Here is a 24976-nt window from a genome sequence, read left to right as displayed (position 1 = left end):
TCCTGTCCCGTGGAGGACCGCCATGACCACCACCCGCCTGTCCCTGTCCGAGGTCACCATCAGCGAGCTGCAGGACGCGTACCGCCGCGGTGAGGCGACGTGCCGCGAGGTCACCGAGTGGTACCTGCACCGCATCGACGTGCTCGACCGCAGCGGCCCGACGCTCAACTCGGTCATCACCGTCTCCCCCGACGCCCTCGCCGACGCCGACGCGCTGGACGCCGCCCTGCCTGCGGGCGGACCCGTCGGTCCGCTGCACGGGGTGCCGGTGCTGGTCAAGGACCAGGTCGACACGGTGGGCATGCCGACCACGCTCGGGTCGCAGATGTTCGCCGAGTACCTCCCGGACCAGGACGCGACCGTGATCCGCAGGCTCAAGGAGGCCGGGGCGCTGGTGCTCGCCAAGACCACCCTGGGCGAGCTCGGCGGCGGCGACACCCACGGCACCCTGTTCGGGTCGACCCGCAACCCGTACGACCTCGAGCGCACCCCGGGCGGCTCGTCCGGGGTCGGCCGCAGCGGTTGCGGCCAACCTCGGTACGGTCGCGATCGGGCAGGAGGGGCTCGCCTCGATCCGCCGGCCGTCGGCGTGGAACTGCACCGTGGGGATGCGGCCGACCCTCGGCCTGGTCAGTCGGGTCGGTGCCTACGGCGGCTGGCCCAGCCCGAACGGCTCGCTCGGACCGATGAGCCGCACCGTCGAGGACGCCGCGCGCCTGCTCGACGCCATGGTCGGGTACGACCCCGAGGACCCGTCGACGGCCGCCGGCGTGGGCAAGGCGCCCTCGTCGTTCGCCGCCGAGCTCGACGCCCGAGCGCTGAAGGGGGCCCGGATCGGCGTCGTCCGGGACAGCATCGGCCTCGGCTCGGAGCCTGACTCCGAAGACTTCGCCCGGGTCACGGCGGTGTTCGACCGCGCCGTGGCGGAGCTGACGGCAGCCGAGGCGCACGTCGTCGACCCGGTCGCGATCCCCGGGCTCCACGACCTGCTGGCCCAGCGGTCGTTCGACGGCACCGCCGAGTCGTTCGAGACGTGGATGCGCCGCAGCGCCCACCCGCCGTACCCGACGTACGCGGACTTCGTCGCCCACCCGCTGTACGACCAGATCATGTGGCGGCGCAGCGGCGGCCGGCCGCCGGCGTGGTCCGGCACGGCCGCCCAGTACGCCGTCGCCCGCGACCAGCTCCTGACGAACCTGCTGACGCTCATGACGGACCACGACCTGGACGCGATCGTGCACGTCACCGCCGAGCACAGCCCGACCCTGATCCGCGACGGCGTCAACCCGCCCTACGTGAACCAGAAGGGTGCCCCGCACCTCAACACGTTCCTGTACGAGGTCCCGTCGGTGTCGGTGCCCGCGGGCTTCACGTCCGAGGACCTGCCGGTGGGGATCACCTTCCTGGGACGACCCTTCAGCGACGCCGACATGCTGCGGTACGCGTATGCGTACGAGCAGGCGACGATGCACCGGCGCGAGCCGGCGAGCACGACGGGGGTCGCGCTCGCGGACTGAGGTGGCCCCGCGGTCGGGGTGGTCGGGCGGTCGGGCGCCGGCGGGTGCTACGCGCAGGCATCCGAGCCAGGGTCGACGTCGGGATCGGGATCAGGCTGGGGGTCGGGGTCACCCACCTCACCCCAGCGCGCCAGGTTGTTGCTCGGCACGCCGCCCGCCGAGGTGAATGCCCCACCGACCCACAACCCGTCCGCCGTGACGGCGAGCGCGCGGCCGACGACGTACCCGTCGTCGTCGGGCCCGCCCAACCCGTCGACGAGCCCGTCACCCAGCGCCACCCACGTCCCGGTCGCGCGGTCGAGCCGGGCGATGCGCCCGGACGGCGTGCCGCCCACGGCGGTGAACTGCCCGGCGGCGAGCAGGTCGTCGCCGTCGGCCGCGAGCGCGTAGACCTGCGCGTCGGCGCCTCCCAGCGGCGCCCACTCCCCGTGGTCGCGAAGTGCCACACCGCGAGGTTGGCGGCGGGGAAGCCCGGGCTCTGCGGCTCCGCGGCCCGCAGGATGCCGGCCTGGTCGAACCACCCGCCGACGTGCAGGTCGCCGCCGACGACCTCGAGCGCGCGGACCCACCCCGCGGCGCCGTAGCGGCTGACGCCCGGCAGCACGAGGTAGCCCGACAGCACGTTCGCCGGGTCCTGCGGCGCGGCGGTGTCGAACAACGTCAGCCCGTGCAGGCCCTCGACGATCGTCGCGCCGGCGTGGTTGAACCCGTTGAACCAGCCGCCGACGACGAGGTAGCGGTCGCCGATCACGGCCAGCGCGTTCACGGCGTGGTCGTACAGCGGACCGCCGCCGACGACGCCCCACGCCCCGGCCGCCGGGTCCCACACGGCGAGGCCGCCCACGAGCACGTCGCCGGCCGTGGCGAACTCGCCGCCCGCGTAGAGCCGGCCACCCAGGACGGCGAGGGCGTGCACGTCGCCGTCGGTGCCCGTGCCGAGCGGCGACCACTGCCGGCCGTCCCACCGGGCGACGTTCGCCGCCGGGACGCCCCCGGCGGAGCTGAACGAGCCCGCGGCGTAGACGGCGTCGCCGATCCGCGCCAGCGCGAACACCTGGCCGTCGCCGACGTCGGCCCCCACGCCGCCCGCGAGGTCGTCCCAGCCGGCGCCGTCCCAGCGGCCGATCGAACCCAGCCGCACCGCGCCCGCCTGGTCGAACAGCCCACCCGCGATCACGGCGTCGCCGTCGGCGAGCAGCGACTGCACCTCGCCGCCGCTGAGGTAGCCCGAGTGCGGCCCCTGGCCGAGCAGCCGCCACCCCGCCGGGCCCCGCAGGCCCAGGTGCTGGACCCGCAGCGGCGCGGAACCGGTGTCGGGGGTGGCGGCGTCGGCGGCGTCGTCGAAATCCCCGCCGACCAGCACGGCGCCGTCGCCGTCCGGGCCGTGTGGCGTCAGCGTGCGCACGACGTTGTCGAGCACGGCCGGCACCGTCCAGGACGTCCCGTCGTGGACGACCCAGTGCTGCGCCTCGAGCGGACCGACGGACGTGAACGACCCGCCGAGGTGCAGCCGCCCCCCGGCGAAGGCGAGCGCCGCCACCTCGGCGTACTTGCCGCCGTAGCTCGTGACGTCGCCCAGCCTCCGGAACCCGCCCGCCGCCGCATCCAGCACCGCGACGTTCCACGCGTGCACGCCGCTGGCCGACGTGAAGGAGCCGCCGACGGCGACGTCGCCCGTCGCCGGGTCGACCGCGAGCGCGTGCACCGTGCCCGTGAACTCCTCGTCGCAGACGCCCGGGCCATACGTCCGCCAGACCCCGGTCGCCGTGTCGAGGGTGGCGAAGGAGTTCGTGACGTGACCGGCGACGGTGTCGAACCTGCCCCCGACGTGCAGGGCCGACCCCGCGAGCGCCAGGGCGCGGACGGTTCCGGGGTCCGTGAGGTCGGCGGTCCCGGCACGCAGGACGCCGCCGCCGAGGTCCGACCACTCCCCGGTGGCGAGGTCCAGCGCTGCGAGGCTGCGCACGTCGGTGTCCCCGGCGCGGGCGAACGTCCCGCCGACGTAGAGCCGCGCCCCGTCGCTCGCGAGCGCGAGGACGGCGCAGTCGTACTCCGCCTCCGGGTGGGTGACCCCGCCGCCGACGGCGGACCACGCGCCGCCGTCCCAGCGGGCGAGCCGGGCCGCGGGCACACCACCGGCCGTCGTGAACTCGCCGCCCGCGTAGATGTGGTCGCCGACGACGGCGACCGCACGGACCGGACCGTCGAGCCCGGCCCCGAGGGCCTGCCAGCCGCTGCCGTCCCACAGGGCGATCCGGTTGAAGGTCCCGGTGGGCATTCCGGCGGTGCCGTAGCTGAAGTCGCCGCCGACGACGACGCGCTCCCCGCGACGGCGGTCGCGAGGACGGTCGGGCCGACCACGGGGCTGGCGAGTCGGGGCTGCCACCGCCCGGTGCCGGGGGCGCTGCGGGCCGCGGCGGTGCCGGGGGACCTGCGGGCCGCGGCGGAGCGGTGCGACGAGGTCTCGAGCGGTGTGCCGGGGGCCAGCACCGGCAGGTCTGCGGAGGTCATGCTGTCTCCTCGGGCGTGCAGACGGACGTCGCCGAGCGTGGCAGAGCGTGGGGATGCTCGTCCGGCATTTCGGACGTGCGACGTCGTCCCGTCGATCAGCGATGCCCGACGACGTCGCCCCGCATGTCGACCGGTCGCCTCGCCGGTCGCCGGAGACCGCATGGCCGACGACGTGCGGGGGCCTCACGGCGTCAGGGCGAGCACTCCCGGGAGGTCCCCGAAGCGGGCCCTCGCATCCAGCGAGAGCACCGCACGGGAGTCCTCGACGGCGTGCGCGGCGACGATCAGGTCGTGCGCGCCGCGCGGGGTGCCGGCGCGGCGGACGTGCGCCAGCAGGCGACCATGCTCCGCGGCGGTTGCCTCCGTGTAGTCGAGCACGGAGATCGTGGCAGTCACCGCAGCCAGCACTCGCGCACGGTCGGCCGCGCGTTCCGGGGTGTCGGCGAGCTCGATGCCGGTCCGGAACTCCGCCACCGTGACGGCGGCGATCGCGAGGTCGTCGTCGTCCAGCGCGGCGATGTCGAAGCGTCGGCGCTCGTAGGCGATCAGCGTGTTGGTGTCGAGGATCAGTCGGCGCGCCACGAGTCGCCGTCCTCGATGGTGAGCAGCGCGGTCGCCGCCGCGACGTCCGCGGAGAAGGCGTCGTCGAGATCGGGCGCGGCTGCGAGGGCCGCACGGAGCGCGCGGCCGGTGGTGGGTGCGACGGGCCGCAGCTCGGCGATGACGTGTCCGCCCCTCGTGATGCGCACCGACTCCCCGCGCTCGACCCGGTCGAGGAGCTCGGAGAAACCGCGCGAGGCGTGGGTGGCGGTCAGGGTGCGCACCGGTGCAGTGTATCTGATTCTCTGATGCGGCGCGTTCGTCCGATCGTCTCGCCCGGCGACGCATCCCTCGTCGGCAGGCCGCGCGGTGTCGTCCTCGACGCCCGAGGATGAGCGCGTGACCGACCCCTCCGAGCCGCCCCTGCGACGCCGGTGGCTGTTCGCCGACCAGCTCGGGCCGCACTTCCTCGACCACCCCGACCAGCCCGCCCTGCTCATCGAGTCCCGTGCGGTGTTCCGGCGGCGACGCTTCCACCGGCAGAAGGCCCACCTCGTGCTGTCCGCGCTGCGGCACCGCGCCGCCGAGCTGGGCGACCGGGCCGTCGTCGTCCGCGCCGACACCTACGCCGCGGCGCTCGCACAGGTCGACGAGCCGCTCGACGTCGTCGCCCCGACGTCGCGCGGTGCGCTGACCTTCGTCGAGCGGCAGCCGGGGCTCGAGGTGCTGCCGCACCGCGGCTTCGTCACCGCGCGGGCGGACTTCGAGCGCTGGGCCGGCAGCCAGCGCGGCGGGCTGCTGATGGAGAACTTCTACCGGACGGCGCGGCGGGTCCACGACGTCCTCATGGACGGCGACGGACCGGCGGGCGGCACGTGGAACCTCGACCACGAGAACCGCGAGCCCCCGCCGCGGACCGCGCAGCTGGACGACGGGCGGCTCGACGTCCCCGAGCCGTGGCTGCCGCAGGAGGACGAGATCGACGCCGAGGTCCGCCGCGACCTGGACCGCTGGGAGGCCGACGGCGACGTCCGGTTCGTCGGACGGGACGGGCCGCGCCGGTTCGCCGTCACCCGCGCCGAGGCCGTGGCGGCGCTGGACCGGTTCGTCGAGCACCGGCTGCCGACGTTCGGACGGTACGAGGACGCCATGCTCGCCGCGGACCCGTGGATGTCCCACTCCATGCTGTCGGCGGCGATGAACCTGGGCCTGCTCGACCCGCGCGAGGCGATCGACCGCGCCGAGGACGCCTTCCGGTCCGGCCGGGCGCCGCTCGCCAGCGTCGAGGGGTACGTCCGGCAGCTCATGGGCTGGCGGGACTACGTCTGGCACGTCTACTGGCACACCGGCCCCACCTACAAGCAGTCCAACGCGCTCAGGGCCCGGGCGCCCCTTCCGCAGTGGTTCCGCGACCTCGACGCCGATGCCGTCGAGGCGCGCTGCCTGCGAGACGTGCTCGGCCAGGTGCGCGACATGGCGTGGGTCCACCACATCCCGCGCCTGATGGTCCTGGGCAACTGGGCGCTGCAGCGGGGCTACGACCCGGCCGAGATCACCGACTGGTTCCACGAGTGCTTCGTCGACGGCTACGAGTGGGTGATGGCGCCCAACGTCGTCGGCATGAGCCAGCACGCCGACGGCGGCTTCATGGCGACCAAGCCGTACGCGTCCGGCGGCGCCTACATCCACAAGATGTCTCGACTACTGCGGCGGCTGCCGGTACCGGCCCGACGTCCGCGTCGGCGACGACGCCTGCCCCTACAGCGCCGGCTACTGGTGGTTCCTCGACCGCAACCACGAGCGCCTGGAGCCGAACCGGCGGATGCGGCAGCCCCTCGCCGGGCTGGGGCGGCTGCGGGACCGCGACGCGCTCGTCGAGCAGGAGGAGCAGCGCGGGTCGACGCCGCCGTGACTGGATGTCACCTCGCGGCAGCAAATCAGTCATGCCGGGGCCGCGCCAGGACTACGTTGCGCCAGTCAGGTGATCCCACCGAGAGGACCCCTCATGGCCACACGTTCCCGCTCCTGGACGCTCGGCACCGCCGCCGTCGCCACGGGCTCACTCCTCGCCGCGTCGCTGGCTGCCGCGCTCCCGGCCGGTGCGGCACCGCTGGACCGGTGCGACAAGCGCGCCAACACCACGACGGCCCGGTTGCTCGAGTGCGTCCGCGTCGACGGGGTCCTCGAGCACCTGGAGGCCTTCCAGGCGATCGCGGACGCCAACGACGGCAACCGCGCCGACCAGACGCCGGGCTACGAGGCGAGCGTCGACTACGTCGTCGACGTGGTGTCGGCGGCGGGCTGGGACGTCGAGGTGGTGCCGTTCACCTACCCCGGCACGGACGTCGTCGTGCAGCAGCTGACGCCCACCGCGGCCACGTACGAGGCCTCGCCCCTCGTCAGCAGCGGTGAGGGCGACGTCACGGGCACCGTGATCCCCATCGACCTCAACCTCACCGGCGACCGCGCGAACACCAGCGGCTGCGAGGCGTCGGACTTCGCGGGCCTCGACTTCGCCGGGACCACCGACATCGCGCTCGTCCAACGCGGCACCTGCGGGTTCACGGTCAAGGCCAACCTCGCGGCTGCGGCCGGCGCCGAGGCCGTCATCGTCTTCAACCAGGGCGACGGGCCGGACCGGTCGGGACCGCTGACCAACGTGACCGCCGCACCCTTCGACTTCCCGGCCGTCCCGCTCGCCACCGCGTCGTTCGACGCCGGCGCCGCGCTCGCCGTGGACGGCGCGACGGCGCGGGTGTCGGTCGCCAGCGTGGACCGCGTCTCCCACAACGTCGTCGCCGAGCTCGCGGGCCGCACGGACGGCAACGTCGTCATGGCCGGCGCCCACCTGGACTCCGTCCCGGCCGGTCCCGGCATCAACGACAACGGGAGCGGATCGGCCGCGCTGCTCGAGCTCGCGGAGAACATGGGCAAGTCCCGCCCGAAGAACACCGTCCGCCTCGCCTGGTGGGGCGCCGAGGAGCTCGGGCTGATCGGCTCGACCGAGTGGGTCGGGCAGCGCACCCCGGCGGAGCTCGACGAGATCGCGCTGTACCTGAACTTCGACATGATCGGCTCGCCGAACTACTACTTCGGCATCTACGACGCCGACCAGTCGAGCTTCGCGGCGCCGGTCGTCGTGCCGGAGGGCTCGGAGCACATCGAGAAGACGTTCGAGGAGTTCTACACGCTGCTCGGTGAGCCCTACGACGACTCCGCGTACAGCGGTCGCAGCGACTACCAGGCGTTCATCGAGAACGGCATCCCGTCCGGCGGCCTGTTCACCGGCGCCGAAGGGATCAAGACCGCCGAGCAGCAGGCGGTGTGGGGCGGGACCACCGGCGCCCAGTACGACCCGTGCTACCACATCGCCTGCGACTCCCTGGCGAACATCGACCGGCACGCGCTCGAGGTCAACTCCGACGCGGTCGCGTACGCGGTGTTCACCTACGCCGCGTCGACCGAGCCGGTCAACGGCGTCCGCGGTACCCGGCTGCCCGGGAACTTCCCGGTCCCGGCGCCGGCCGGTCCGGCGGGCACGTTCGTCGGTGAGAGCGGCGGGGACGAGCACGACCACGACGCGGCCGGGAGCTGACCTGACGCGTTGACCGGGCGAGGGCCCGCGGAGCCGGTGACGGTTCCGCGGGCCCTTGTCGTCGTGCACGGGGTCCGCTTCACCCGTTCGGCCGAGCGCGCGCCACGCCCGGGTCGATCCCTCACCTGACCGGCGCAGTGAACCGACGCGAAATGACGTCGTGGTGACTCAGGGTGAGGGCACGCGACGGAGAACGGTGCGTCGTGGCTCATCACTGAGAGAAGCCGCCGGAACTTCTCGACCTCGGTGGCTCAGGAGATGAGGACGCCGACGGCTCGGGTCCCGGCGTCCCCACCACCCACCGGAGGTCTGTCCGCCGAACGCGCGGAGAGTTCCGCGCCGCGGTGCCTTGAGTACGTAGGGCCGCTCGGCCCCACCCACCCCTGAAGGAGAACCATGCCCACCACCGCCCACGCCGCCGTGACCGCCGTCCGGCACTCCATCGCCCTGCTCACCTACGAGCTCGGCGTGATCGACCCCACCACACCGCTCGCCGACCTGGGCGAGCGGGTCCACACGCTCCAGCGAGCCTTGGCGCGCCTGGAGGTGCTGGCGGCCATGCACCCCGACCTCACCCTCGACGACGGACTCCCGCCCGGGTCCATGCCCGCCGACGAGCTGGCGGCCACGCTCGAGCAGGAGACAGAGCTCGAGCAGATCGTCATGTTCAGCCCCGAACCCACCACCGTGACCCTGGCCATGCGCGGCATCGGCGCGCACATGCCTCAGGACGTCAAGGACGTCGCCGCCATGCTGCATGGCGTCGTCGTCACCGTCGTCCCGGCATCCGGGGCCGACGACGGCGCCTACGTGGCGGAGATCGGCGCGGTGGTCGCCGACGCGGTCCTCACCGCGACGACCGACGAATGGGCCCTCGACGAGGCGGAGCTGAACCGCCTCACCGCTGAGGATGCCGGCGAGATGGAGGGCGCGTGGTGACCGCCGCGCAGCAGAGGCTCAGCCCTCCGGCGCGAGCGGCAGCGACCGAACGCTGCGGAAGTGCCGGTCCTGCCCGTCCACCGGGTCGGTGAACGCCACCTCGGCCGCGAGGAGCTGCAGGGGCCGGCGGAAGTCGTCGACGGCGACGTCCTGCACGACGGGGTACAGCGGGTCGGCGACGATCGGGATGCCGAGCCCCAGCAGGTGCATCCGCAGCTGGTGCGTGCGTCCGGTGCGGGGAGTCAGCCGGTAGACCCCCTGACCACCGACCTCCCGCTCCAGCTCGACCAGTGTCTCGGCGTTGACGGGCGCCCCGGGCACGACCTCGGCGCACCAGGTGCCGCGCTCCTTGTGGAGGTGGTTGCGCACGACGACGGGCAGCTCCAGGTCCGCCCGCAGCGGCGCGAGTGCCCGGTACGTCTTGTCGACCGCGCGGCGCTCGAACGCCGTCTGGTACGGCCCCCGCCACGTGCTCTCGGTCGCGAGCATGAGCAGACCGGATGTCACGCGGTCGAGGCGGTGCAGCGGCGACAGCTCCGGCAGGCCGAGGTCCGCGCGCAGACGGACGACGACGCTCTGCATGACGTGCCCGCCGCGCGGGATCGTCGAGAGGAACGGCGGCTTGTCGACGACGACGAGACGCTCGTCCCGGTGCACGACGTGGATCTCCCCCGGCACCTGCGGCTCGTCGCGCAGGTCGCGGTGGAACCAGACGAAGAGCTGCTGGGCGTAGGGGTCGTCCTCCCGCACGGGGCGGCCGTCGTCGTGGACGAACCGGCCCTGCGCCAGCATCCCGGGCACGTCGACGCGGTCCGGCAGGCGGTGCCGCAGCCACGCGCCCATCGTCGCCCACGGAGCGGGGCCGTTCGGGTCCCGATCGGGCGTGCGCAACCGGGCGGCCGCGAGTCCGTGACGTGCCGGGAGCGGCGAGCGAGGTGGCACCCGGCGATGGTACGAGCAGGTGGAGCGAGCGGAGCGCGCGTCGGGGTCGGCGCCACGAGGCCCGCTCCGGGCCGGGTTCGTAGACTCCCTCCCCGTGGAATTCCTTGACGTGGCACGCATCGTGGCCGGGCTGGTTCTGCTGGTGCTCGGCGGGGAGCTGCTGGTCCGCGGCGCCTCGGCCCTGGCCCGGCGCATGGGGATCTCCTCGCTGGTGGTCGGGCTCACCGTGGTCTCGGCGGCGACGTCGGCCCCGGAGCTGGCGGTGACCGTCGGGGCGGTCCTGCGCGACGAACCCGGGCTGGCCGTCGGCAACGTGGTGGGCAGCAACATCGTCAACGTCCTGCTCATCCTCGGGGTCTCCGCGCTCGTCATCCCCCTCGCGGTGAAGCAGCGACTCGTGCGCTTCGACGTGCCCGTGATGGTCGCCCTGTGCATCGCGCTGCTGCTGGTGTCCCTGGACGGGCGGATCAGCGCGGTGGACGGGCTCATCCTCTTCTGCGCCGTCATCGCGCACACGGTGTGGACCGTCGTCGTCGGCCGGAGCGAGACGCGCGTCCCAGCACGGGGCGCAGTGCCGGCCGAGGGCTCGTCCGTCCCCGACGCCACCGGTCGACGCGAGGAGCCGCCGCCTCCGGCGTCGACCGGCCGGTCGCTCCTGCTCGTGGTGCTGGGGATCGCGATGCTGGTCGCCGGCGCCACCGTGCTCGTCGAGGGGGCGGTGAACATCGCCACCGGTCTGGGGGTGAGCAGCCTGGTGGTCGGGCTGACCGTGGTGGCCGTCGGGACGTCGCTGCCCGAGCTGGCGACCTCGATCATCGCGGTGCGCCGCGGGGAGCGTGACCTGGCGGTGGGCAACGTCGTGGGCAGCAACATCTTCAACGTCGGCGTGGTCCTCGGCCTGCCCGCACTCATCTCCCTCGAGGGCATCCCCGTCGCCGGTGCAGCGGTGGCCTTCGACATGCCGGTGATGATCGCTGCCGCTCTCGCGCTGCTGCCGGTCGCGTTCACCGGATTCGCGGTGGCCCGCTGGGAGGGCGCGCTGTTCGTCGCCCTGTACCTGGCGTACACGGGCTACGTCGTCCTCGCCGCCACCGCGCACGACGCCCTGGCAGGGTTCACCGCCGTCATGGCCTGGTTCGTCCTGCCCCTGGTGGCGGTCACCTTGATCGCGTTCACCTCGTACGAGGTCGGGCTGCGGACGGGGCAGCGGGATCCGCGGGGATCTCGACCCCGCCCTGAGACTGAGGTCCCCACGCCGCTCCTGGGATCAACGGCCGGGGCGACGAGGTCCCGCGCACGACGCCGACGGGCCGGCGCCCCGGGGCGCCGGCCCACCAGCAGGCCGAGGTGACCTCACGCGACGGTTCCTGGCCGTCACCTGCTCGCCCCGTCTCCGCCTCGAGCGGCGCGCCTGACGCGTCACCGACCGCGGTCAGACGGCCGCCGCGCGGGCGGCGTCGTCGATCAGCCGTGCGACGACGCCGGGACGCGAGACGGTCACCGCGTGGGCGGCGTCCACCTCGACGGCGTGCGACGACGCCCGCTCTGCCATGAAGCGTTGGGCATGTGCCGGGACCGCGAGGTCCTAGCCGCGTCCAGGACGGGACGGTCCGCCACGCCGCCGCAGTCGCCGTATTCGCGGGGTTCCGCGTCGTGCGTCATGGCGCGATGACGAGCTCCGCGATGAGGCCGTCGGCCATCGCGAACCGGTAGCCGAGCTCGACGACGCCGCCGGGGAAGTCACCCTCCAGGCGGTGGGTGGCGACCCAGTGCGTGTCATCGACGCGCTCGGCGCCGACGAGCTCGGTCGTGTAGCTGAACTCGACGCCGGCCTTGGCCAGGAAGCGCCGGATCTCGTCGCTCCCCCGGTAGGTCGCGCCGTCGTCGACGACGACCGCGGTCGGCGAGAAGGCCCGGAGCGCCGCGTCGACGTCGTGGGCCGTGTGCGCGGTGAGGTAGCCGCGGATCGTGGACGGGAGGTCGCTGGGCCGGATGCTGGTCGGAGTGGTCATGCCCCGACCGTGCGGTCTGCCGACGCGGGAGGGTCAAGCACTGGACTCTCCCCCGGGGGAGGCGGCACGATGGCGGCGTGCTGGCCATCGGGGAGTTCTCGCGCCTGACACACCTGAGCGTGCGGACGCTGCGCCGGTACCACGACGCGGGCCTGCTGGAGCCGGCGGCCGTGGACGACGCCACCGGCTACCGGTACTACAGCGCCGATCAGATCCCGACCGCGCAGGTCGTGCACCGCCTGCGCGAGCTCGACGTCCCGCTCGCCGACGTGCAGCGCATCCTGCGGTCCCCCGACCCGGGCGCCCGGGCCAGCCTGGTCACCGACCACCTGCGGCGCCTGGAGTCCGAGCTCGACCGGACCCGCGCCGCGGTGGCGTCGCTGCGCCGGCTCCTGCAGCCCGAGCCGGCGCCGCTGCACGTCGAGCTGCGCGCGGTCCCGGCGACGACGGTGGCCGCGGTCGAGGACGACGTCGCCCACGACGACGTCCTCGCCTGGTACGCCGGCGCGATGGCCGAGCTGGACGCCGTGGTCGGCGCCGCCGGCGTCCCGGGCGGGCTGTACGACAACGCGCTGTTCGAGGACGGGCACGGGCACGTGCTCGTGTACCGGCCGGCGGCGCGGCCACCGCGAGCCGGACGCGTGCACCCGGTGACGCTGCCCGCCGTCGAGCTCGCCGTCGCGACCCACGTCGGCGAGCACGACGACATCGACGTCACCTACGGCGAGCTGGGCGCCTGGGTGGTGGCCAACACGCTCGCTGTCGCCGGGCCGGTGCGGGAGGCGTACCTCGTCGGGCCGCGGGACACGCCCGACGCGTCGGCCTGGCGGACCGAGATCGGCTGGCCGGTGTTCCGGGTTGCGCGCGCCTGACGACGGGCCCCGAGAGCGGCCCCCGGACGCCTCGCCCGCGGTGCCGCTCCGCCGGATCGGTTGCGTCGGTCGGGGGTCAGCCCCCTGCCGCCGGACCACCGGGCCCGCGGTGAGCGGTCCCCGCCAGCGCCGAGCGGACCGACGACCAGGACCGCAGGACCTCGCGCACCTGGGGATGGGTCTCCTCGGCCACCGCACGCTCGTGGGCGCGGGCGAGGACGTCGTCGACCAGGACCCGCCGGCCGGTCGCGGCCGACTCCACGGCCGCCTCGACCATGGCCAGGCTCATGGTGTTCTCGTGGACCTCCCCCATCGGCGGCTCACCGGTGCGCAACGCCGCGCAGAAGACCCCCAGCGCCCCGGCGATCCCCTCGTGCGGCGAGCGAGGCCGGTCGGTGGGTGGGACGTCGGCGTCCATCACCGGTTCGTCGTCGCCGTCCCACCGTGCGGTGCCCCGCGCGCCGCTGACCCGCCAGGAGCCGTTCCACGACGTCTCGGCCCCGGGCGCGCACCAGCTGCCGTGGTAGCCGTACCGGGCCCCGCCCTCCATCTCGAACAGCACGCTGGCGCTGGCGTCGCCCGCGTACCAGCTCCACGGCGGGTTCCACGTCTCGCAGTACGCCGCGACCGGCTCGGCGCCGAGCAGGTACCGGGCGCTGTCGAAGGCGTGGATCGCCATGTCGACGAGGAGGGGATGGGCCATCTCGTCCCGGAAACCCCCGAAGCGGGGGGCCTTGAAGAACTCCGTGGTGACGGCGCCGATGTCACCCAGGTCGTCGGCCATGCCCTTCAGTGCGGCGAGCTGGGGGTTCCACCGGCGGGACTGGCTGACCATGAACAGCTGCCCCGTCGTCTCCGCCGCGGCCGCCAGCGACAGGGCGCGGGCGAGGGTGTCGGCGACGGGCTTCTCCCCGAGCACGGGCAGCCCGGCGAACAGGGCCGCCGTGGTCACCGGGTGGTGCGCGGCCGGGACCGTCACGTCGATGACCGCCCGGGCGCCGGTTCCCTCTGCGAGCGCCACGGCGTCCGACCCGACGGGCAGGTCCGGCCGGCCGAGGCCGGTCGCCGCGCGGCGGGCGGCGTCCAGGTCCAGGTCGACGATCCCGACCAGCGCGACCTCGGGCGAGTCGCTGAGGGTCGCCAGCCAGGCGCGCCCCATGGCCCCGGCGCCGACGGCGACGACCGGCAGCGGCTCCTGCGGCGAGGACGGGACGGTGGCGAACGTGGGAACGGCGCTCATGCCGGGGACTCCGCTGCCTCGCCGGGTGCGTCCGGCACCGGTCCGCCGTAGCCGTGACCGGTGAAGAAGTCCTCCGTGTCGTAGCGCAGCAGCGTCGGATAGGCCCGCTCGGGCAGATCTGTCATGGCCCACTGCACAGCGTTGGAGATCACGCGCCGCACGCCCTCGTGGTGGTACACGGGGTACTCCTGGTCGCCCGGCTTGAAGTAGAAGATCTTGCCGTGACCGCGCCGGAAGGTGCAGCCGGAGCGGAACACCTCTCCGCCGGTGAAGGTCGACAGGAACACCAGCTCGTCCGGTGCGGGGATGTCGAAGAACTCCCCGTACATCTCGTCTTCCGGGATGATCATGGGGTGCGGGATGCCGCGTGCGATGGGGTGCGTGGGGTTGACCGTCCAGACCAGCTCCCGGTCGTGCGCGCCGCGCCACCGCAGCGTGCACGTGGTCCCCATGAGCTTCGTGAAGATCTTCGACCAGTGCCCGGAGTGGAGCACGATCAGGCCCATGCCGGACAGCACGTGCCGGTGCACCCGCTCGACGACGTCGTCGGCCACCTCTGCGTGCGCGGCGTGCCCCCACCAGGTGAGGACGTCGGTGCCGGCGAGCACCTCCTCGGTGAGGCCGTGCTCGGGGTCGTCCAGCGTCGCCGTGCGCACGACGACGCCGGGACCGAGGTTCTCCTCGATCCCCTCAGCGATGGCCCCGTGCATGCCGCGGGGGTAGATCTCCGCCACGCGCGGCTCCACCTGCTCGTGGCGGTTCTCGCCCCACACCGTGACGCGGATGGGACGGCCGGAGGGGGTACCGGGCTCGGTCACGACTTGGCTCCAGGGGATCGGTGGGGTCGGCACGCCGGACCCGACACGTCGGGCAGCGACCCTGGACGGTACGGAGTTCCGGGGGCTCGCGCAGCGGTTCGGCGTGAGCGTCGCGTCCTGAGCCGGCCGGTCCTGCCGGAGGTCTAGGCGTTCCGGTGCAGACCACCCGGGAGCAGCGACCCGGTGGGACGCTTGACGCGTCGGTCCGGCAGCCGGAGGGTCACACCGTGCCAACCCTTCGTCGTCACCCCGTCTTCGCCCGCCTCTACAGCCGGCTGTCGCCCGAGATGGACCGCCAGGGCGTCGGGGAGCACCGGCAGCGGCTGCTGGCGGGCTTGTCCGGTCGGGTGGTCGAGGTCGGCGCCGGGAACGGGCTGAACTTCGTGCGCTACCCGCCCACGGTGTCCACGGTGCTGGCGCTGGAGCCCGAGCCGCACCTGCGTCGACTGGCCGGCGAAGGAGCCGCCCAGGCGCCCGTGGCAGTAGAGGTCGTCGATGCTCCGGGCGAGAACATCCCCGCGGCGGACGGATCGGTCGACGCCGTGGTCGCCTCGCTGGTCCTGTGCTCCGTCCGGGACCAGGACGCCGTGCTCGCCGAGATGTGGCGCGTGCTGCGGCCGGGCGGGCAGCTGCGGTTCTACGAGCACGTCGCCGCGCCCGACGGTGGTCGTCTGCGGACGGTGCAGCGGGTCGTCGACGCCACCGTGTGGCCACACCTGGTTGGCGGCTGCCACACCGGGCGGGACACCGAGGCCGCTATCTCGGCCGCGGGGTTCGTCATCGACGAGGTCGACCGGTTCCACTTCCCTCCCGGGCAGGCCTCACCCGCAGCCCCCCACGTCCTCGGCAAGGCGCATCGGCCGGCGAGCTGAGGTCGGCCGGAGGCGAACCTTGGTGGCCACCACGCATGCGCCGCCTCGGCCGGCCACCAGGAGCAGTGCGGCACTCGGTCGTCGTGGTAGGCGACGTGACCCGTGGCGGGCCCTCGAGAGCTCGACGGCGGTCTGGACCGGCGCCGTCATCGGCGCACTCGCCCTGCTGAACGGGGACGCCGCACCGGTCGCCGCCTTCTCGGGGCTGATCGTCGCGTTCATGCTCGCGCTCAGCGGCTGCAACGTGGACAGCCAGGACGGATCCGCCGTCTGGCAGAACGTCGTCGGCCAGGACGAGACCTCGGTGCGCTCCGACGTCCGCGGGCGGCAGTGGGCGATGGTGCTGGTCTTCCTCCCCGCGTTCTGCTGGTCACCGTCCCGTTCCTGGTGCTCAGCGGCGCCTGGTGGGCGGTGCCGTACCTCGTCGCGACGACCGCCGCGACGCTCGGGGCGGCGTCGGGCGCCGCGATCCTGACCTCGGCCGTCGGGGCCTTCCCGGAGTAGACCCCGACGTCCGGTGGGCCCGAACGACGCCAACGGCAACATCGCGCTGCACGTGTGGGTCGCGATCTTCGCGACCAGCCTGGCGCTGGCACCGACCGTGGGCATGGTCGTGTGGACGGCGCGCACCGGTTCCTCGGCCGTCACGGCCCTCATGATCGTCGTCGGGGTGCTCGACGGGGTGGTCGCAGACGGCGTGCTCGAGTGGATCGCCCGGACCACGCTCCAGGGCGAGCAGACGATGACCGCGGCGAAGCAGAAGGAGCGGGACGAGAAGCTCGCCAAGGCGGGACGGCGCTGACCAAGCCCGTCTCTGCCGGCACGAGCGAATTGCGGGGAGCACCTTCCGTCTTGTGATGTGGTCCGGTGGTCCCACGTCCCGCACGGCCGAGGAAGGCGCCGTGCATGTATTCGTCCTTCATCCCGCCGGCCATAATCCTCCACAATGCGTGCCCCCTCGGCGACCGGTAACCATCGCATTCTTGAAAGCAGCGGCGCGGCACGCTCCGCGACAGCTGGGTCGTGGGTGCAGTCGAGTCTTGTGTCCACATCGGGATGGGAGTAGAACGGGGCCCGTCGAGTCATGTCGATCACTGAAGGTCGCTTCCTTGCTGCGACGGCGCAGCATCAGCGAGCCCCGGGTCGTCGTCGCAGCGGTGCGACGAGATTGTGCCGCCGCCTTTCGCCGCGAGATCTGACTGGCCATGAGCCGCGGCGGCCGCCCACAGAGGGCACAGCCGCCGACTTCGTACGTACCCGGGGGACATCACCATGCACGTCCGTCGTTCACTTCGCATGCTCGCTGTCGCTGTACTCGCCGCACCAGCCCTCGCGGTGACCGCACCGGCGGTCGCGCACGATCCGCTCGTCCACGACCGCGGGCAGCTCACCGATCTGCAGCCGACCATGACCACACCGACGGACGGCGCGCACGGCTCGGTGTCCGCCTGGCGGACCTCCCGAGGAACCACCGTCGTGCTGCGACTGCGTGGGCTCGACCGCGACTCAGCAGGACAGGCGTACGGCGCCCACGTGCACGTCGGCCACTGCGTCGCCGGCGACCCGATGGAAGCCGGTCCGCACTACAACTCGACGGGGCAGCCGCCGGTGACCGTCTCCGACCAGACGGAGGTCTGGCTGGACTTCTCCATCACCCCCGGAGGCACCGCTCTGGCGATCGCCGACGTCCCTTTCACCATCGCCCACGGCGCCGCCCACTCCGTCGTCGTCCACGCCATGACGACCGCCCCGGACGGCGGGGCGGGCGCCAGGATCGCCTGCCTGCCCGTTCACTTCTGACCGGTTCGCGGCGCCGGCTGCCTATGGTTCGGTTCCACCGGCGGGCGCGCGATCACGGGCCGGAGGATGCGGTCATGCACCCGTTCGATGGTGACCCCACAGGTGTCGCCGACGCTCGAGGAACGGGCACGGGTGTGGTCACGGAGCATGTCGAGGATGCACGCTTGATCGCGCGTGAGCTGCTCGACCCGGTCCTCGTGGGCGGACGCCTCGGACAGAAGCTCCAGCTGGGCCGGCATGGCCCCGGCGAGGAAGTCGATGAGGCCTTCGAGCTCGATCTCGTCGAGTGGTCGGTGGCCGGACCCTTGTTCGCTCGATCGCGTGCTTGACTCGCCGGGCGGCCTCGGCGAGGCCGTCGCGGTCGAGGCGCCTCGTGCGTGATGTGGCCGCCCTTGACCTCGATGGCCGCGAGTCCGACACCTGGCCACGCCACGACGAGGTCCAGCTCGCGCTCCTCACCGTCACCCAGCAGACGCCGGCCGGCGAAGAGGGCGACGTCGTCGGGGAGCTGGTCTCGCAGCGCCTGCCAGACGGCGCGCTCGGCGCCGTTGTCGGCCGGGAAGAGTGGATCGTCCGGGTAGAGGCGGGGCATCGTTCCCCTTGGTGTTCGTCGTCTGCAGCACCGCGCATGGTGGTCCTCGGTGGGGACCTGATGAGCCCCGCGTCGAGGGCTGACCCTGCGTCAAGGTCAAGCGGCGCAGCGGATGTCCTTCAACTCCTCCGGCTCAGAGGCAGCCGGCCTCGTCAGGAGGTCTCGTCGACGCGGCGCGGTACGCACACCAGCGCGATGAGCAGCCCCCACAGCGTCACGCCGATGCCCCAGAGCCGGTCGTCCATCGCGCCGGCCCGGTCGGGGTAGGCGAGCTCCGCCATGCCGATGTAGACCGCGGTCAGGCTCACCGCGACCCGCAGCAGCGGACGTCCGTCGTCCCAGATCGCGAGGACCAGCGATCCGAGGACCACGGCCACCCCGACGGCGCCCTGCACCGGCCAGTGCTCGATGCCCTGCGTGATGCTGCCGAGGACGCCCGCGCGTGACTGTGCGAAGGCCGTCAGCGCGTACGGCCACCAGAGCGGCACCCCGAGCGCCGCGACGGCGAGCACCGCCCAGTGCACCGACGGACGCCCGCCGAACTCGGGAGCCGGCCTCCCCACGAGCCGCCAGAGGACGAGAGCCGACACGCCGACGCCAACCGCGAGGGCGAGCGGTCGCCAGTCCGCCCCGGCCGTCGCGCCGACCAGGAGCGCCAGTCCGCTGATCGCCAGCTGCACGAGGGCGGGCCACGGAGCGCGAGGGTTGATCGCCACCCAGGCATAGCCGCCGGCGAGGAAGAAGGTGAAGAGCGACCCCCAGCTCGCCTCGAGCGGAACCTCCCAGACGAAGCTCTGATCCACCCATCCGGGGAGCGTGAAGAGGTCGATGAGGCCCATGAGGATCACCGCCGAGAACAGGGCGAGGACGACGGCCACGACGCGCGCGGGGATCATCTGAGCTCGGGACCGGGTGTCGATGCTCACGGAGTCACCTCCCTACGTCACGCACGCGTGACGCTCGTCCCCGCCTGGGCGCTCGGGACGCTAGCACCGACCGGGCCGGCACGGGGGCTTTCACGCCGGTTCGTGAGGGGCCATGAGTGAGTGCGGGCACGCTGAGGACCCGCGAAGGCGGCGTGCTGGTGGAGGTGGCGGCGTTCCGGTGCACGCCACCCAGGAGAACCGCCCTGTTCACCAGCCGGTCGCTCCGGCGGGCTTACCTGAGGGGCGACGTGCTCGACAGGTACGTGGCCGGTGGTGACGTGGCCGGTCCGGTCGCCCGCCAGCTCGACACCGCCGTCCGGCAGGCCGAGCACCACCTCGCCGGTGACCGGACGAAGCAGGTCGTCATGCGGCTCGACAAGGCGCTGGACCGCCTCGAGCGGCCCCAGCGCACGGACCGGGTGACCCCGGCCGCGCGAGCGGACCTCACCGAGCGCCTCCAGGGGGTCATCGACACGCTGTCCTGACCCGCCACGACGAGGGGCTCCCCACCCGACGCACGTCGGGTGGGGAGCCCCTCGTCACCCGTCCTCGGCCGGGCGCACCGGCCGGCAGGCGACCTCCCGCCGACGCTCCCGCTCCATGGTCACCGCCCGACGCCGTCGTCGACCACCGCCTCGCCACGGAGCCAGCGCTCGGCGCCATGTGCGCAGCGCCGCGCGCACGGCGCGGTCCCACCGGTCGCCGGCGAAGAACCGATGCAGTCGTCCGATCGGCCCAGACCCGTGCCGCGTTGCCGCCTCGAGGACTACGGTCGGAGCCTTCCCCCGGTGCGTCGGCGCCCGGCACCCGGCCCGCGTCCGAGGCGCTGCGGAGGGGCCGACCGGAGACGGCGATGACCGACCTCGTTCTCGAGAGCAAGATCCGCGTCCCCCGGCGGCGCCGGGCCCACGTCGAACGGCCCCGCCTCCTGCACCGCCTCGCGGACGCCGCGCTGGCGCCCCTGACCGTCGTCTCCGCCCCCGCGGGCTTCGGCAAGACGACCCTGCTCACCGAGTGGCTGGAGACCGACCCGGCGACCGCCGGAGCGGCCTGGCTGTCGCTGGACCCGTCCGACGACGACCCGGTCGTGTTCTGGCGCTACGTCGTCGCCGCCCTCCACGCCGTCCGACCGCAGGTCACCGCCCGCGCGCAGGAGCTGCTCACCGCGGCACAGACACCCGTCGATGCCGTCCTTCCGGTCCTGCTCAACGACCTCGCGGCCGTCGGGGAGGACCTGCTGCTCGTGCTGGACGACTTCCACGTCGTGGAGTCGGTCGAGGTCCGCGGCCAGGTCACCACCTTCCTCGAACGCCTCCCGGAGCACGTGCACGTCGTCCTCGCCGGGCGCACCGAGCCTGCCCTGCCGCTGGCCCGCTGGCGAGCCCGCGGCGACCTGGTCGAGGTCCGCGCGAGCGACCTGCGCTTCACGACCGGCGAGGCCGCGTCCTACCTCACCGACGTGATGGGGCTGGAGCTGAACGCCTCGGACGTGGGAACCCTGGCGGACCGTACCGAGGGGTGGATCGCCGCCCTGCAGCTGGCGGGGCTGTCCCTGCAGGGGCGGCCGGACGTGTCGGGCTTCATCGCCGGCTTCGCCGGCGACGACCGGTTCGTCGTGGACTACCTGCTCGAGGAGGTCCTGGCCCGCCAGCCCGAGCCGGTCCGACGATTCCTCCTGCACACCAGCGTGCTCGGCCGCATGGAGGCCTCCCTGTGCGACGCCGTCGTGGGCCGCGACGGGTCGCGAGCCGTGCTCGCCTCCCTCGAGCGGCAGAACCTGTTCGTCGTGCCGCTGGACGACCGACGCCACGCCTACCGCTACCACCGCCTGTTCGGCGACGTCCTGCGCGCACGCCTGCTCGACGAGGAGCCCGACCTGGTCCCCGTGCTGCATGCCCGCGCCAGCCGCTGGTACGAGGCCCACGGCGAGCCGGACGAAGCGTTCCGGCACGCCGTGGCCGGCGGCGACCTCGAGCGCGCCGCCGACCTCCTCGAGCTCGCCCTCCCGACCCTGAGCCGGAACCGGCAGGAGGCGACGCTGCGCGCACGGATGGAGGCGATCCCGGACGAGGTGCTGCGGGTGCGGCCCGTGCTGAACGTCGGCTACGTGGGCGCGCTGATGGTCCGCGGAGAGCTCGACGGCGTCGACCGCCGGCTGGCGGAGGTGGAGCACTGGCTGACCGCCAGGACCGATGTCGCCGGCCCCGCGGAGGAGCGACCGGTGATCGTGGACGCCGCGGCGTACGCCGACCTCCCCGCCGCGGTGGCGATGTACCGCGCGGCCCAGGCGCTCCTGACCGGTGACCTCACGGCGACGCTCGGGCACGCCCACCGCGTGCTCGAGCTGGCGCGACCGGACAACGACGTCGTCCGGGGCAGCGCGGCGGGGCTGCTGGGCCTGGCGCACTGGTACCGCGGGGGGCTCGACGACGCCCACCGGTGGTACAGCGACTCCATCGACCACCTGCGCCGCGCGGGCAACCTGCCCGACGTGCTCGGGTGCTCCCTGGCGCGGGCCGACATCGAGGTGGCCCAGGGCCGCCTGGCGGACGCCGCCGCCACCTTCGCGGCGGGCCTGCGACTGGGCACCGCCCAGGACCCTCCCTGCGCGGCACCGCGGACATGCACGTGGGCCTCGCCCGGGTGCTGGGTGAACAGGGGGACCTCGACGCCGCCCGGGCTCACCTGCAGTCCGCGCACGACCTGGGCGAGCACGCGGGCCTGCCGCAGAACGCCTACCGCTGGCTGCTGGAGTCCGCGCGCCTGCGCGAGGCGGACGGCGACATCACCGGTGCGGTGCTGCTCCTGGACGAGGCCGAGCCCGTGCTCACCACCGACTTCTCCCCCGACGTGCGCCCCTGGCTGCGGTCCGGGCACGGCTCCGGATCCGCACGGGTGACCTCGCGGCGGCCGAGGCGTGGGCGCGCGCCGCACACGTGACCGCCGACGACGACCTCGCCTACGTCCACGAGTTCGCGCACCTCACCGTCGTCCGTCTCCTCCTGGCCCGGGCCCGCGAGGGCGACCGCGCGCGGCTGCACGACGCCACCCGGCTGCTGGACCGCCTCGAGGTGGCCGCCGCCGGCGGCGGACGCGCGGGCACCGTCGTGGAGGTGCTCGTGCTGCGCGCCGTGGCTCAGCAGATCGCCGGCGACGACCGGGCAGCGGTCACGACGCTGGCCGACGCCGTGACCCGGGCGGACGACCCCGGCTACGTCCGCCTGCTCCTGGACGAGGGCGCGCCCGTGCTCGCCCTGCTCCGGGCCCTGGCCGCCCGAGCCGACGCACCGGCGCACACGCGCCGCATCCTGGCCGCAGCCCGCCCGACGACGCCGACCGGTGCACCGACCCGGGCCCTCGTGGACCCGCTCAGCGCCCGCGAGATCGACGTCGTCCGCCTGCTCGCCTCGGATCTCGACGGCCCCGACATCGCCCGCACCCTGGTCGTCAGCGTCAACACGGTGCGCACGCACACCAAGAGCATCTACACCAAGCTCGGCGTCAACAGCCGCCGCGCAGCCGTGCGCCGCGCTCACGAGCTCGGGCTCCTCACCTCGGCCGGCGCGCCGGGTCCCCGCTAAGACGCCGCGAGCGCGCCCTCGAGGATCACCCACAGGATCACCAAGGGTGGTGATCCGCCCTCACCCACCTCCTTCCTAGCGTGCGAGCACACCGCACCACGCAGGCAGGAAGGGCGTCATGACCTCCTCATCCGCACCCACCGGCCACCCCGGCGACCCGACCTACGCCATCCGTGTCCGGGGCCGCCTCGAAGCCCGCTGGTCGGCCTGGTTCGACGGCCTGGACGTCGTCAGCACCGACGACGGCACGACCACCATCCGGGGCGCCGTCCCCGATCAGGCCGCGCTGCACGGGCTGCTGCAGAAGGTGCGTGACGTCGGCCTGCCGATCGTCTCCGTCACCCAGGTCACCGCCGAGCACGACGACGCACCCGCGTCACCGGCCACCTCCTCCACCCACGCCGAAGGGCACTGACATGACCACGCACGCGCCGGCGCTGCCGGCACCTCCCTCGCCGGACCTCCTGCGGCGGACCGCCTTCCTGGGTGGCGCCCTGTACGTCCTGACGTTCCTCAGCTCCATCCCCGCCGCGCTCCTGACCGGCCCTGCCCTGGACCCGACGTACGTCCTCGGCGCGGGCGTCGACGACCGGATCGTCCTCGCCGCGGTCCTCGACATCGTCAACATCCTGGCCTGCGTCGGCACGGCGGTCGTCCTGTACCCCGTCGTGAAGCGGCAGAACCGCACGCTCGCGCTCGGCTTCGTCGCCACCCGCCTGATCGAGGCCTCGGTGCTGTTCACGGCGATCCTGACGACGCTGGCGGTCGTGACCCTCCGTCAGCAGGCCGCCGGGGATGCCGGGGTGGACGACCCCGGGGCGCAGGTCGCCGTGGCGAGCGGGCTCATCGCGGTGCACGACTGGGCCTTCCTGCTCGGGCCGGGCATGGCGGTCGCCAACGCCCTCGTGCTGGCGCCGCTGATGTACCGGTCCGGGCTGGTGCCGCGCGTCATCCCGCTCCTGGGGCTGGTCGGCGCCCCGCTCCTGCTCGTCGCGAACCTGCTCACCATGTTCGGGGTCAACGAGCAGCTCAGCGTGCTCAGCGCGATCGCCCTGCCGGGGATCTTCTTCTGGGAGCTCAGCCTCGGCGTCTACCTCATGGTCAAGGGCTTCCGGCCTGTCCCGATCCTCACCGCCCCTGCCCTCCGTGGCGCGCCGGCCGTGGCGGTGCCCCGATGAGGGCCGCGGTCCACCACCGGTTCGGGCCCCCGACGTGGTCCACGTCGAGGACGTCCCCCTGCCGGTCGTCGGTGACGACGACGTCCTCATCCAGGTCCGGGCCAGCACCGTCAGCACCGCCGACCGCCGGGCGCGCGCGCTGGACGTGCCGGCCGGCCTGTGGCTTCCCAGCGTGCTCACGCTGGGGGTGCGCCGACCCCGGCGCCCCGTGCTCGGCATGGACGCCGCCGGGACCGTCGCCGCGGTCGGGGCGGCCGTCACCCGCTTCACGCCCGGCGACGACGTCGTCGCGATGCTCGGCGCCCGGTTCGGTGGGCACGCCGAGTACGCCGTGGTGCCTCAGGGCGGCGCGATCGCGCTCAAGCCGGTCGCGATGGACGTCGAGGACGCCGTCACCCTCGTCTTCGGCGGGATCACCGCCCGCGCCTACCTCAAGCAGGTCGACCTGCGACGGGGGGCCACGGTCCTCGTCAACGGCGCCTCGGGCGCCGTCGGCACCGCGATGGTCCAGCTCGCCAAGCACGCGGGCGCACACGTCACCGCGGTCTGCGGCGGTCGCAACGCCGACCTGGTGACCCGGCTCGGCGCCGACCGCGTCGTCGACCACACGAGGCAGGACGTCACGGCCGCGCCCGGCCGGTACGACGTCGTCGTCGACTGCGTGGGCAACCTCCCCTACCCCCGCGCCCGGCACCTGCTCACGCCGGGCGGCGCCCTCCTGCTCGTCGTCGCCGACCTCGCCGGCCTGCTGACCGCCGGTTGGCACACCCGCCGCTCCGGTCACCGCGTCGTCGTCACCCCCGGGCCGTACCTCGCCGACGACCTCGCCCACCTCATGGACCTCGCCGACGCCGGGCACCTCCAGCCCGTCCGCGAGGCGACCGTCGACCTGGATGACATCGCCACCGCCCACCGGCTCACCGACACCGGCCGCAAGCGCGGCAGCGTCGTCGTCCGCATCCACCCCGCTCGGCGGTCACGCCGCCGAGGAGGACCAGCAGGCCCGCCGCGACACCCACCCCCACCCCGAAGGACACCGGT

At 73.8% G+C, this 24976-nt stretch carries 22 protein-coding genes and 4 pseudogenes; 17 read left to right on the top strand and 9 right to left on the bottom strand.

Features of this window, described 5'->3' with window-relative positions; translation table 11 throughout:
• The first annotated feature begins 22 nt into the window (after positions 1 to 22).
• Positions 23 to 1517 (top strand): annotated as a pseudogene (locus REH70_RS04455) (amidase).
• Here REH70_RS04455 and REH70_RS04450 read toward each other — a convergent pair.
• From REH70_RS04450 to REH70_RS04440, 3 genes are all read right to left on the bottom strand, one after another.
• Positions 1417 to 3795, bottom strand: a complete 2379-nt coding sequence (locus REH70_RS04450) for a hypothetical protein (protein ID WP_310752633.1) — start codon at positions 3793 to 3795, stop codon at positions 1417 to 1419. The pseudogene REH70_RS04455 and the gene REH70_RS04450 sit on opposite strands and share 101 nt — an antisense overlap.
• Positions 3796 to 4211: 416 nt before the next feature.
• Entirely contained in the window at positions 4212 to 4610 is a 399-nt protein-coding gene (locus tag REH70_RS04445) for a PIN domain-containing protein (protein WP_310752631.1), read from the bottom strand.
• Entirely contained in the window at positions 4595 to 4852 is a 258-nt protein-coding gene (locus tag REH70_RS04440) for a type II toxin-antitoxin system prevent-host-death family antitoxin (RefSeq protein ID WP_310752629.1), read from the bottom strand. The genes REH70_RS04445 and REH70_RS04440 overlap by 16 nt, the downstream gene beginning before the upstream one ends.
• A gap of 115 nt (positions 4853 to 4967) precedes the next feature.
• On the opposite strand from REH70_RS04440, the gene REH70_RS04435 reads away from it, so the two are divergent.
• The 3 genes from REH70_RS04435 (at position 4968) to REH70_RS04425 (ending at position 9102) form a co-directional block, all read left to right on the top strand.
• A complete protein-coding gene (locus REH70_RS04435; RefSeq protein ID WP_310752627.1) occupies positions 4968 to 6980 on the top strand; it encodes a cryptochrome/photolyase family protein in 2013 nt (670 codons plus the stop codon).
• Positions 6883 to 8163 carry a M20/M25/M40 family metallo-hydrolase gene (locus REH70_RS04430; RefSeq protein ID WP_310754138.1) on the top strand — a complete coding sequence of 427 codons (1281 nt, stop codon included), beginning with the start codon at positions 6883 to 6885 and terminating at the stop codon, positions 8161 to 8163. The genes REH70_RS04435 and REH70_RS04430 overlap by 98 nt, the downstream gene beginning before the upstream one ends.
• Positions 8164 to 8559: 396 nt before the next feature.
• Entirely contained in the window at positions 8560 to 9102 is a 543-nt protein-coding gene (locus tag REH70_RS04425) for a hypothetical protein (protein WP_310752625.1), read from the top strand.
• Between the two features lie 18 nt (positions 9103 to 9120).
• Here REH70_RS04425 and REH70_RS04420 read toward each other — a convergent pair whose 3' ends face one another.
• Positions 9121 to 10044, bottom strand: coding sequence for a pseudouridine synthase (locus REH70_RS04420; protein WP_310752624.1), 924 nt, complete (start codon positions 10042 to 10044; stop codon positions 9121 to 9123).
• 94 nt (positions 10045 to 10138) lie between these two features.
• Here REH70_RS04420 and REH70_RS04415 point away from each other — a divergent pair, with 94 nt between their 5' ends.
• Entirely contained in the window at positions 10139 to 11395 is a 1257-nt protein-coding gene (locus REH70_RS04415) for a calcium/sodium antiporter (protein ID WP_310752621.1), read from the top strand.
• Positions 11396 to 11702: 307 nt separating this feature from the next.
• Here the strand turns inward: REH70_RS04415 and REH70_RS04410 are convergent, their stop codons facing one another.
• Entirely contained in the window at positions 11703 to 12056 is a 354-nt protein-coding gene (locus REH70_RS04410; RefSeq protein ID WP_310752619.1) for a nuclear transport factor 2 family protein, read from the bottom strand.
• Between the two features lie 77 nt (positions 12057 to 12133).
• Here REH70_RS04410 and REH70_RS04405 point away from each other — a divergent pair, with 77 nt between their 5' ends.
• Positions 12134 to 12928 carry a MerR family transcriptional regulator gene (locus tag REH70_RS04405; RefSeq protein WP_310752617.1) on the top strand — a complete coding sequence of 265 codons (795 nt, stop codon included), beginning with the start codon at positions 12134 to 12136 and terminating at the stop codon, positions 12926 to 12928.
• A gap of 76 nt (positions 12929 to 13004) precedes the next feature.
• On the opposite strand, the gene REH70_RS04400 is transcribed toward REH70_RS04405, so the two are convergent.
• A complete protein-coding gene (locus REH70_RS04400; RefSeq protein WP_310752615.1) occupies positions 13005 to 14168 on the bottom strand; it encodes a Gfo/Idh/MocA family oxidoreductase in 1164 nt (387 codons plus the stop codon).
• Complete coding sequence (locus REH70_RS04395) at positions 14165 to 14986, bottom strand: ThuA domain-containing protein (protein WP_310752613.1); 822 nt, start codon at positions 14984 to 14986, stop codon at positions 14165 to 14167. The genes REH70_RS04400 and REH70_RS04395 overlap by 4 nt, the downstream gene beginning before the upstream one ends.
• A 227-nt stretch (positions 14987 to 15213) precedes the next feature.
• Between REH70_RS04395 and REH70_RS04390 the strand changes: the two genes are divergently transcribed.
• The 5 genes from REH70_RS04390 to REH70_RS04370 all read left to right on the top strand — a co-directional run bounded on the left by REH70_RS04390 (position 15214) and on the right by REH70_RS04370 (position 17987).
• Entirely contained in the window at positions 15214 to 15858 is a 645-nt protein-coding gene (locus tag REH70_RS04390) for a methyltransferase domain-containing protein (RefSeq protein ID WP_310752611.1), read from the top strand.
• 22 nt (positions 15859 to 15880) lie between these two features.
• Positions 15881 to 16333, top strand: a complete 453-nt coding sequence (locus REH70_RS04385) for a hypothetical protein (protein WP_310752609.1) — start codon at positions 15881 to 15883, stop codon at positions 16331 to 16333.
• Between the two features lie 42 nt (positions 16334 to 16375).
• Positions 16376 to 16660: a hypothetical protein gene (locus REH70_RS04380; protein ID WP_310752607.1), complete on the top strand. Its 285-nt coding sequence runs from the start codon at positions 16376 to 16378 to the stop codon at positions 16658 to 16660.
• 494 nt (positions 16661 to 17154) lie between these two features.
• Positions 17155 to 17658, top strand: a complete 504-nt coding sequence (locus REH70_RS04375) for a superoxide dismutase family protein (RefSeq protein WP_310752605.1) — start codon at positions 17155 to 17157, stop codon at positions 17656 to 17658.
• A gap of 74 nt (positions 17659 to 17732) precedes the next feature.
• On the top strand, positions 17733 to 17987 hold the full coding sequence (locus tag REH70_RS04370) for a hypothetical protein (RefSeq protein WP_310752602.1): 255 nt from the start codon (positions 17733 to 17735) through the stop codon (positions 17985 to 17987).
• 53 nt (positions 17988 to 18040) lie between these two features.
• Here REH70_RS04370 and REH70_RS20370 read toward each other — a convergent pair.
• Positions 18041 to 18250 (bottom strand): annotated as a pseudogene (locus REH70_RS20370) (NERD domain-containing protein); the annotation flags it as partial.
• Positions 18251 to 18402: 152 nt separating this feature from the next.
• Positions 18403 to 19176, bottom strand: a complete 774-nt coding sequence (locus REH70_RS04365; protein WP_310752600.1) for a hypothetical protein — start codon at positions 19174 to 19176, stop codon at positions 18403 to 18405.
• Between the two features lie 248 nt (positions 19177 to 19424).
• On the opposite strand from REH70_RS04365, the gene REH70_RS04360 reads away from it, so the two are divergent.
• The 6 genes and pseudogenes from REH70_RS04360 to REH70_RS04330 all read left to right on the top strand — a co-directional run.
• A complete protein-coding gene (locus tag REH70_RS04360; RefSeq protein WP_310752598.1) occupies positions 19425 to 19661 on the top strand; it encodes an FIMAH domain-containing protein in 237 nt (78 codons plus the stop codon).
• Between the two features lie 176 nt (positions 19662 to 19837).
• Positions 19838 to 22391: pseudogene (locus REH70_RS04355) on the top strand (helix-turn-helix transcriptional regulator); the annotation flags it as partial.
• Entirely contained in the window at positions 22365 to 22757 is a 393-nt protein-coding gene (locus tag REH70_RS20365) for a LuxR C-terminal-related transcriptional regulator (protein WP_396134723.1), read from the top strand. The pseudogene REH70_RS04355 and the gene REH70_RS20365, both read left to right, overlap by 27 nt.
• A gap of 118 nt (positions 22758 to 22875) precedes the next feature.
• Positions 22876 to 23172 (top strand): hypothetical protein, encoded by a 297-nt coding sequence (locus tag REH70_RS04340; RefSeq protein WP_310752594.1) that lies wholly within the window; start codon positions 22876 to 22878, stop codon positions 23170 to 23172.
• Position 23173: 1 nt separating this feature from the next.
• Positions 23174 to 23935, top strand: a complete 762-nt coding sequence (locus REH70_RS04335) for a DUF4386 domain-containing protein (protein WP_310752592.1) — start codon at positions 23174 to 23176, stop codon at positions 23933 to 23935.
• Positions 23904 to 24878: pseudogene (locus REH70_RS04330) on the top strand (NAD(P)-dependent alcohol dehydrogenase); the annotation flags it as partial. The gene REH70_RS04335 and the pseudogene REH70_RS04330, both read left to right, overlap by 32 nt.
• Positions 24879 to 24976: the final 98 nt, after the last annotated feature.

This window comes from Cellulomonas sp. ATA003, assembly GCF_031582905.1.
Lineage (GTDB): Bacteria > Actinomycetota > Actinomycetes > Actinomycetales > Cellulomonadaceae > Pengzhenrongella.
The sequence above is the reverse complement of the archived record's forward strand: the minus strand, read 5'-3'. Positions and strand labels throughout refer to the sequence as shown.

Excerpts from the sequence above, each read along its gene's own strand:
- REH70_RS04450 (WP_310752633.1), bottom strand. The coding sequence starts at position 3,795 with ATGCCCACCGGGACCTTCAACCGGATCGCCCTGTGGGACGGCAGCGGC.
- REH70_RS04425 (WP_310752625.1), top strand. The coding sequence starts at position 8,560 with ATGCCCACCACCGCCCACGCCGCCGTGACCGCCGTCCGGCACTCCATC.
- REH70_RS04410 (WP_310752619.1), bottom strand. The coding sequence starts at position 12,056 with ATGACCACTCCGACCAGCATCCGGCCCAGCGACCTCCCGTCCACGATC.
- REH70_RS04400 (WP_310752615.1), bottom strand. The coding sequence starts at position 14,168 with ATGAGCGCCGTTCCCACGTTCGCCACCGTCCCGTCCTCGCCGCAGGAG.
- REH70_RS04375 (WP_310752605.1), top strand. The coding sequence starts at position 17,155 with ATGCTCGCTGTCGCTGTACTCGCCGCACCAGCCCTCGCGGTGACCGCA.
- REH70_RS04370 (WP_310752602.1), top strand. The coding sequence starts at position 17,733 with ATGCACCCGTTCGATGGTGACCCCACAGGTGTCGCCGACGCTCGAGGA.
- REH70_RS04340 (WP_310752594.1), top strand. The coding sequence starts at position 22,876 with ATGACCTCCTCATCCGCACCCACCGGCCACCCCGGCGACCCGACCTAC.
- REH70_RS04335 (WP_310752592.1), top strand. The coding sequence starts at position 23,174 with ATGACCACGCACGCGCCGGCGCTGCCGGCACCTCCCTCGCCGGACCTC.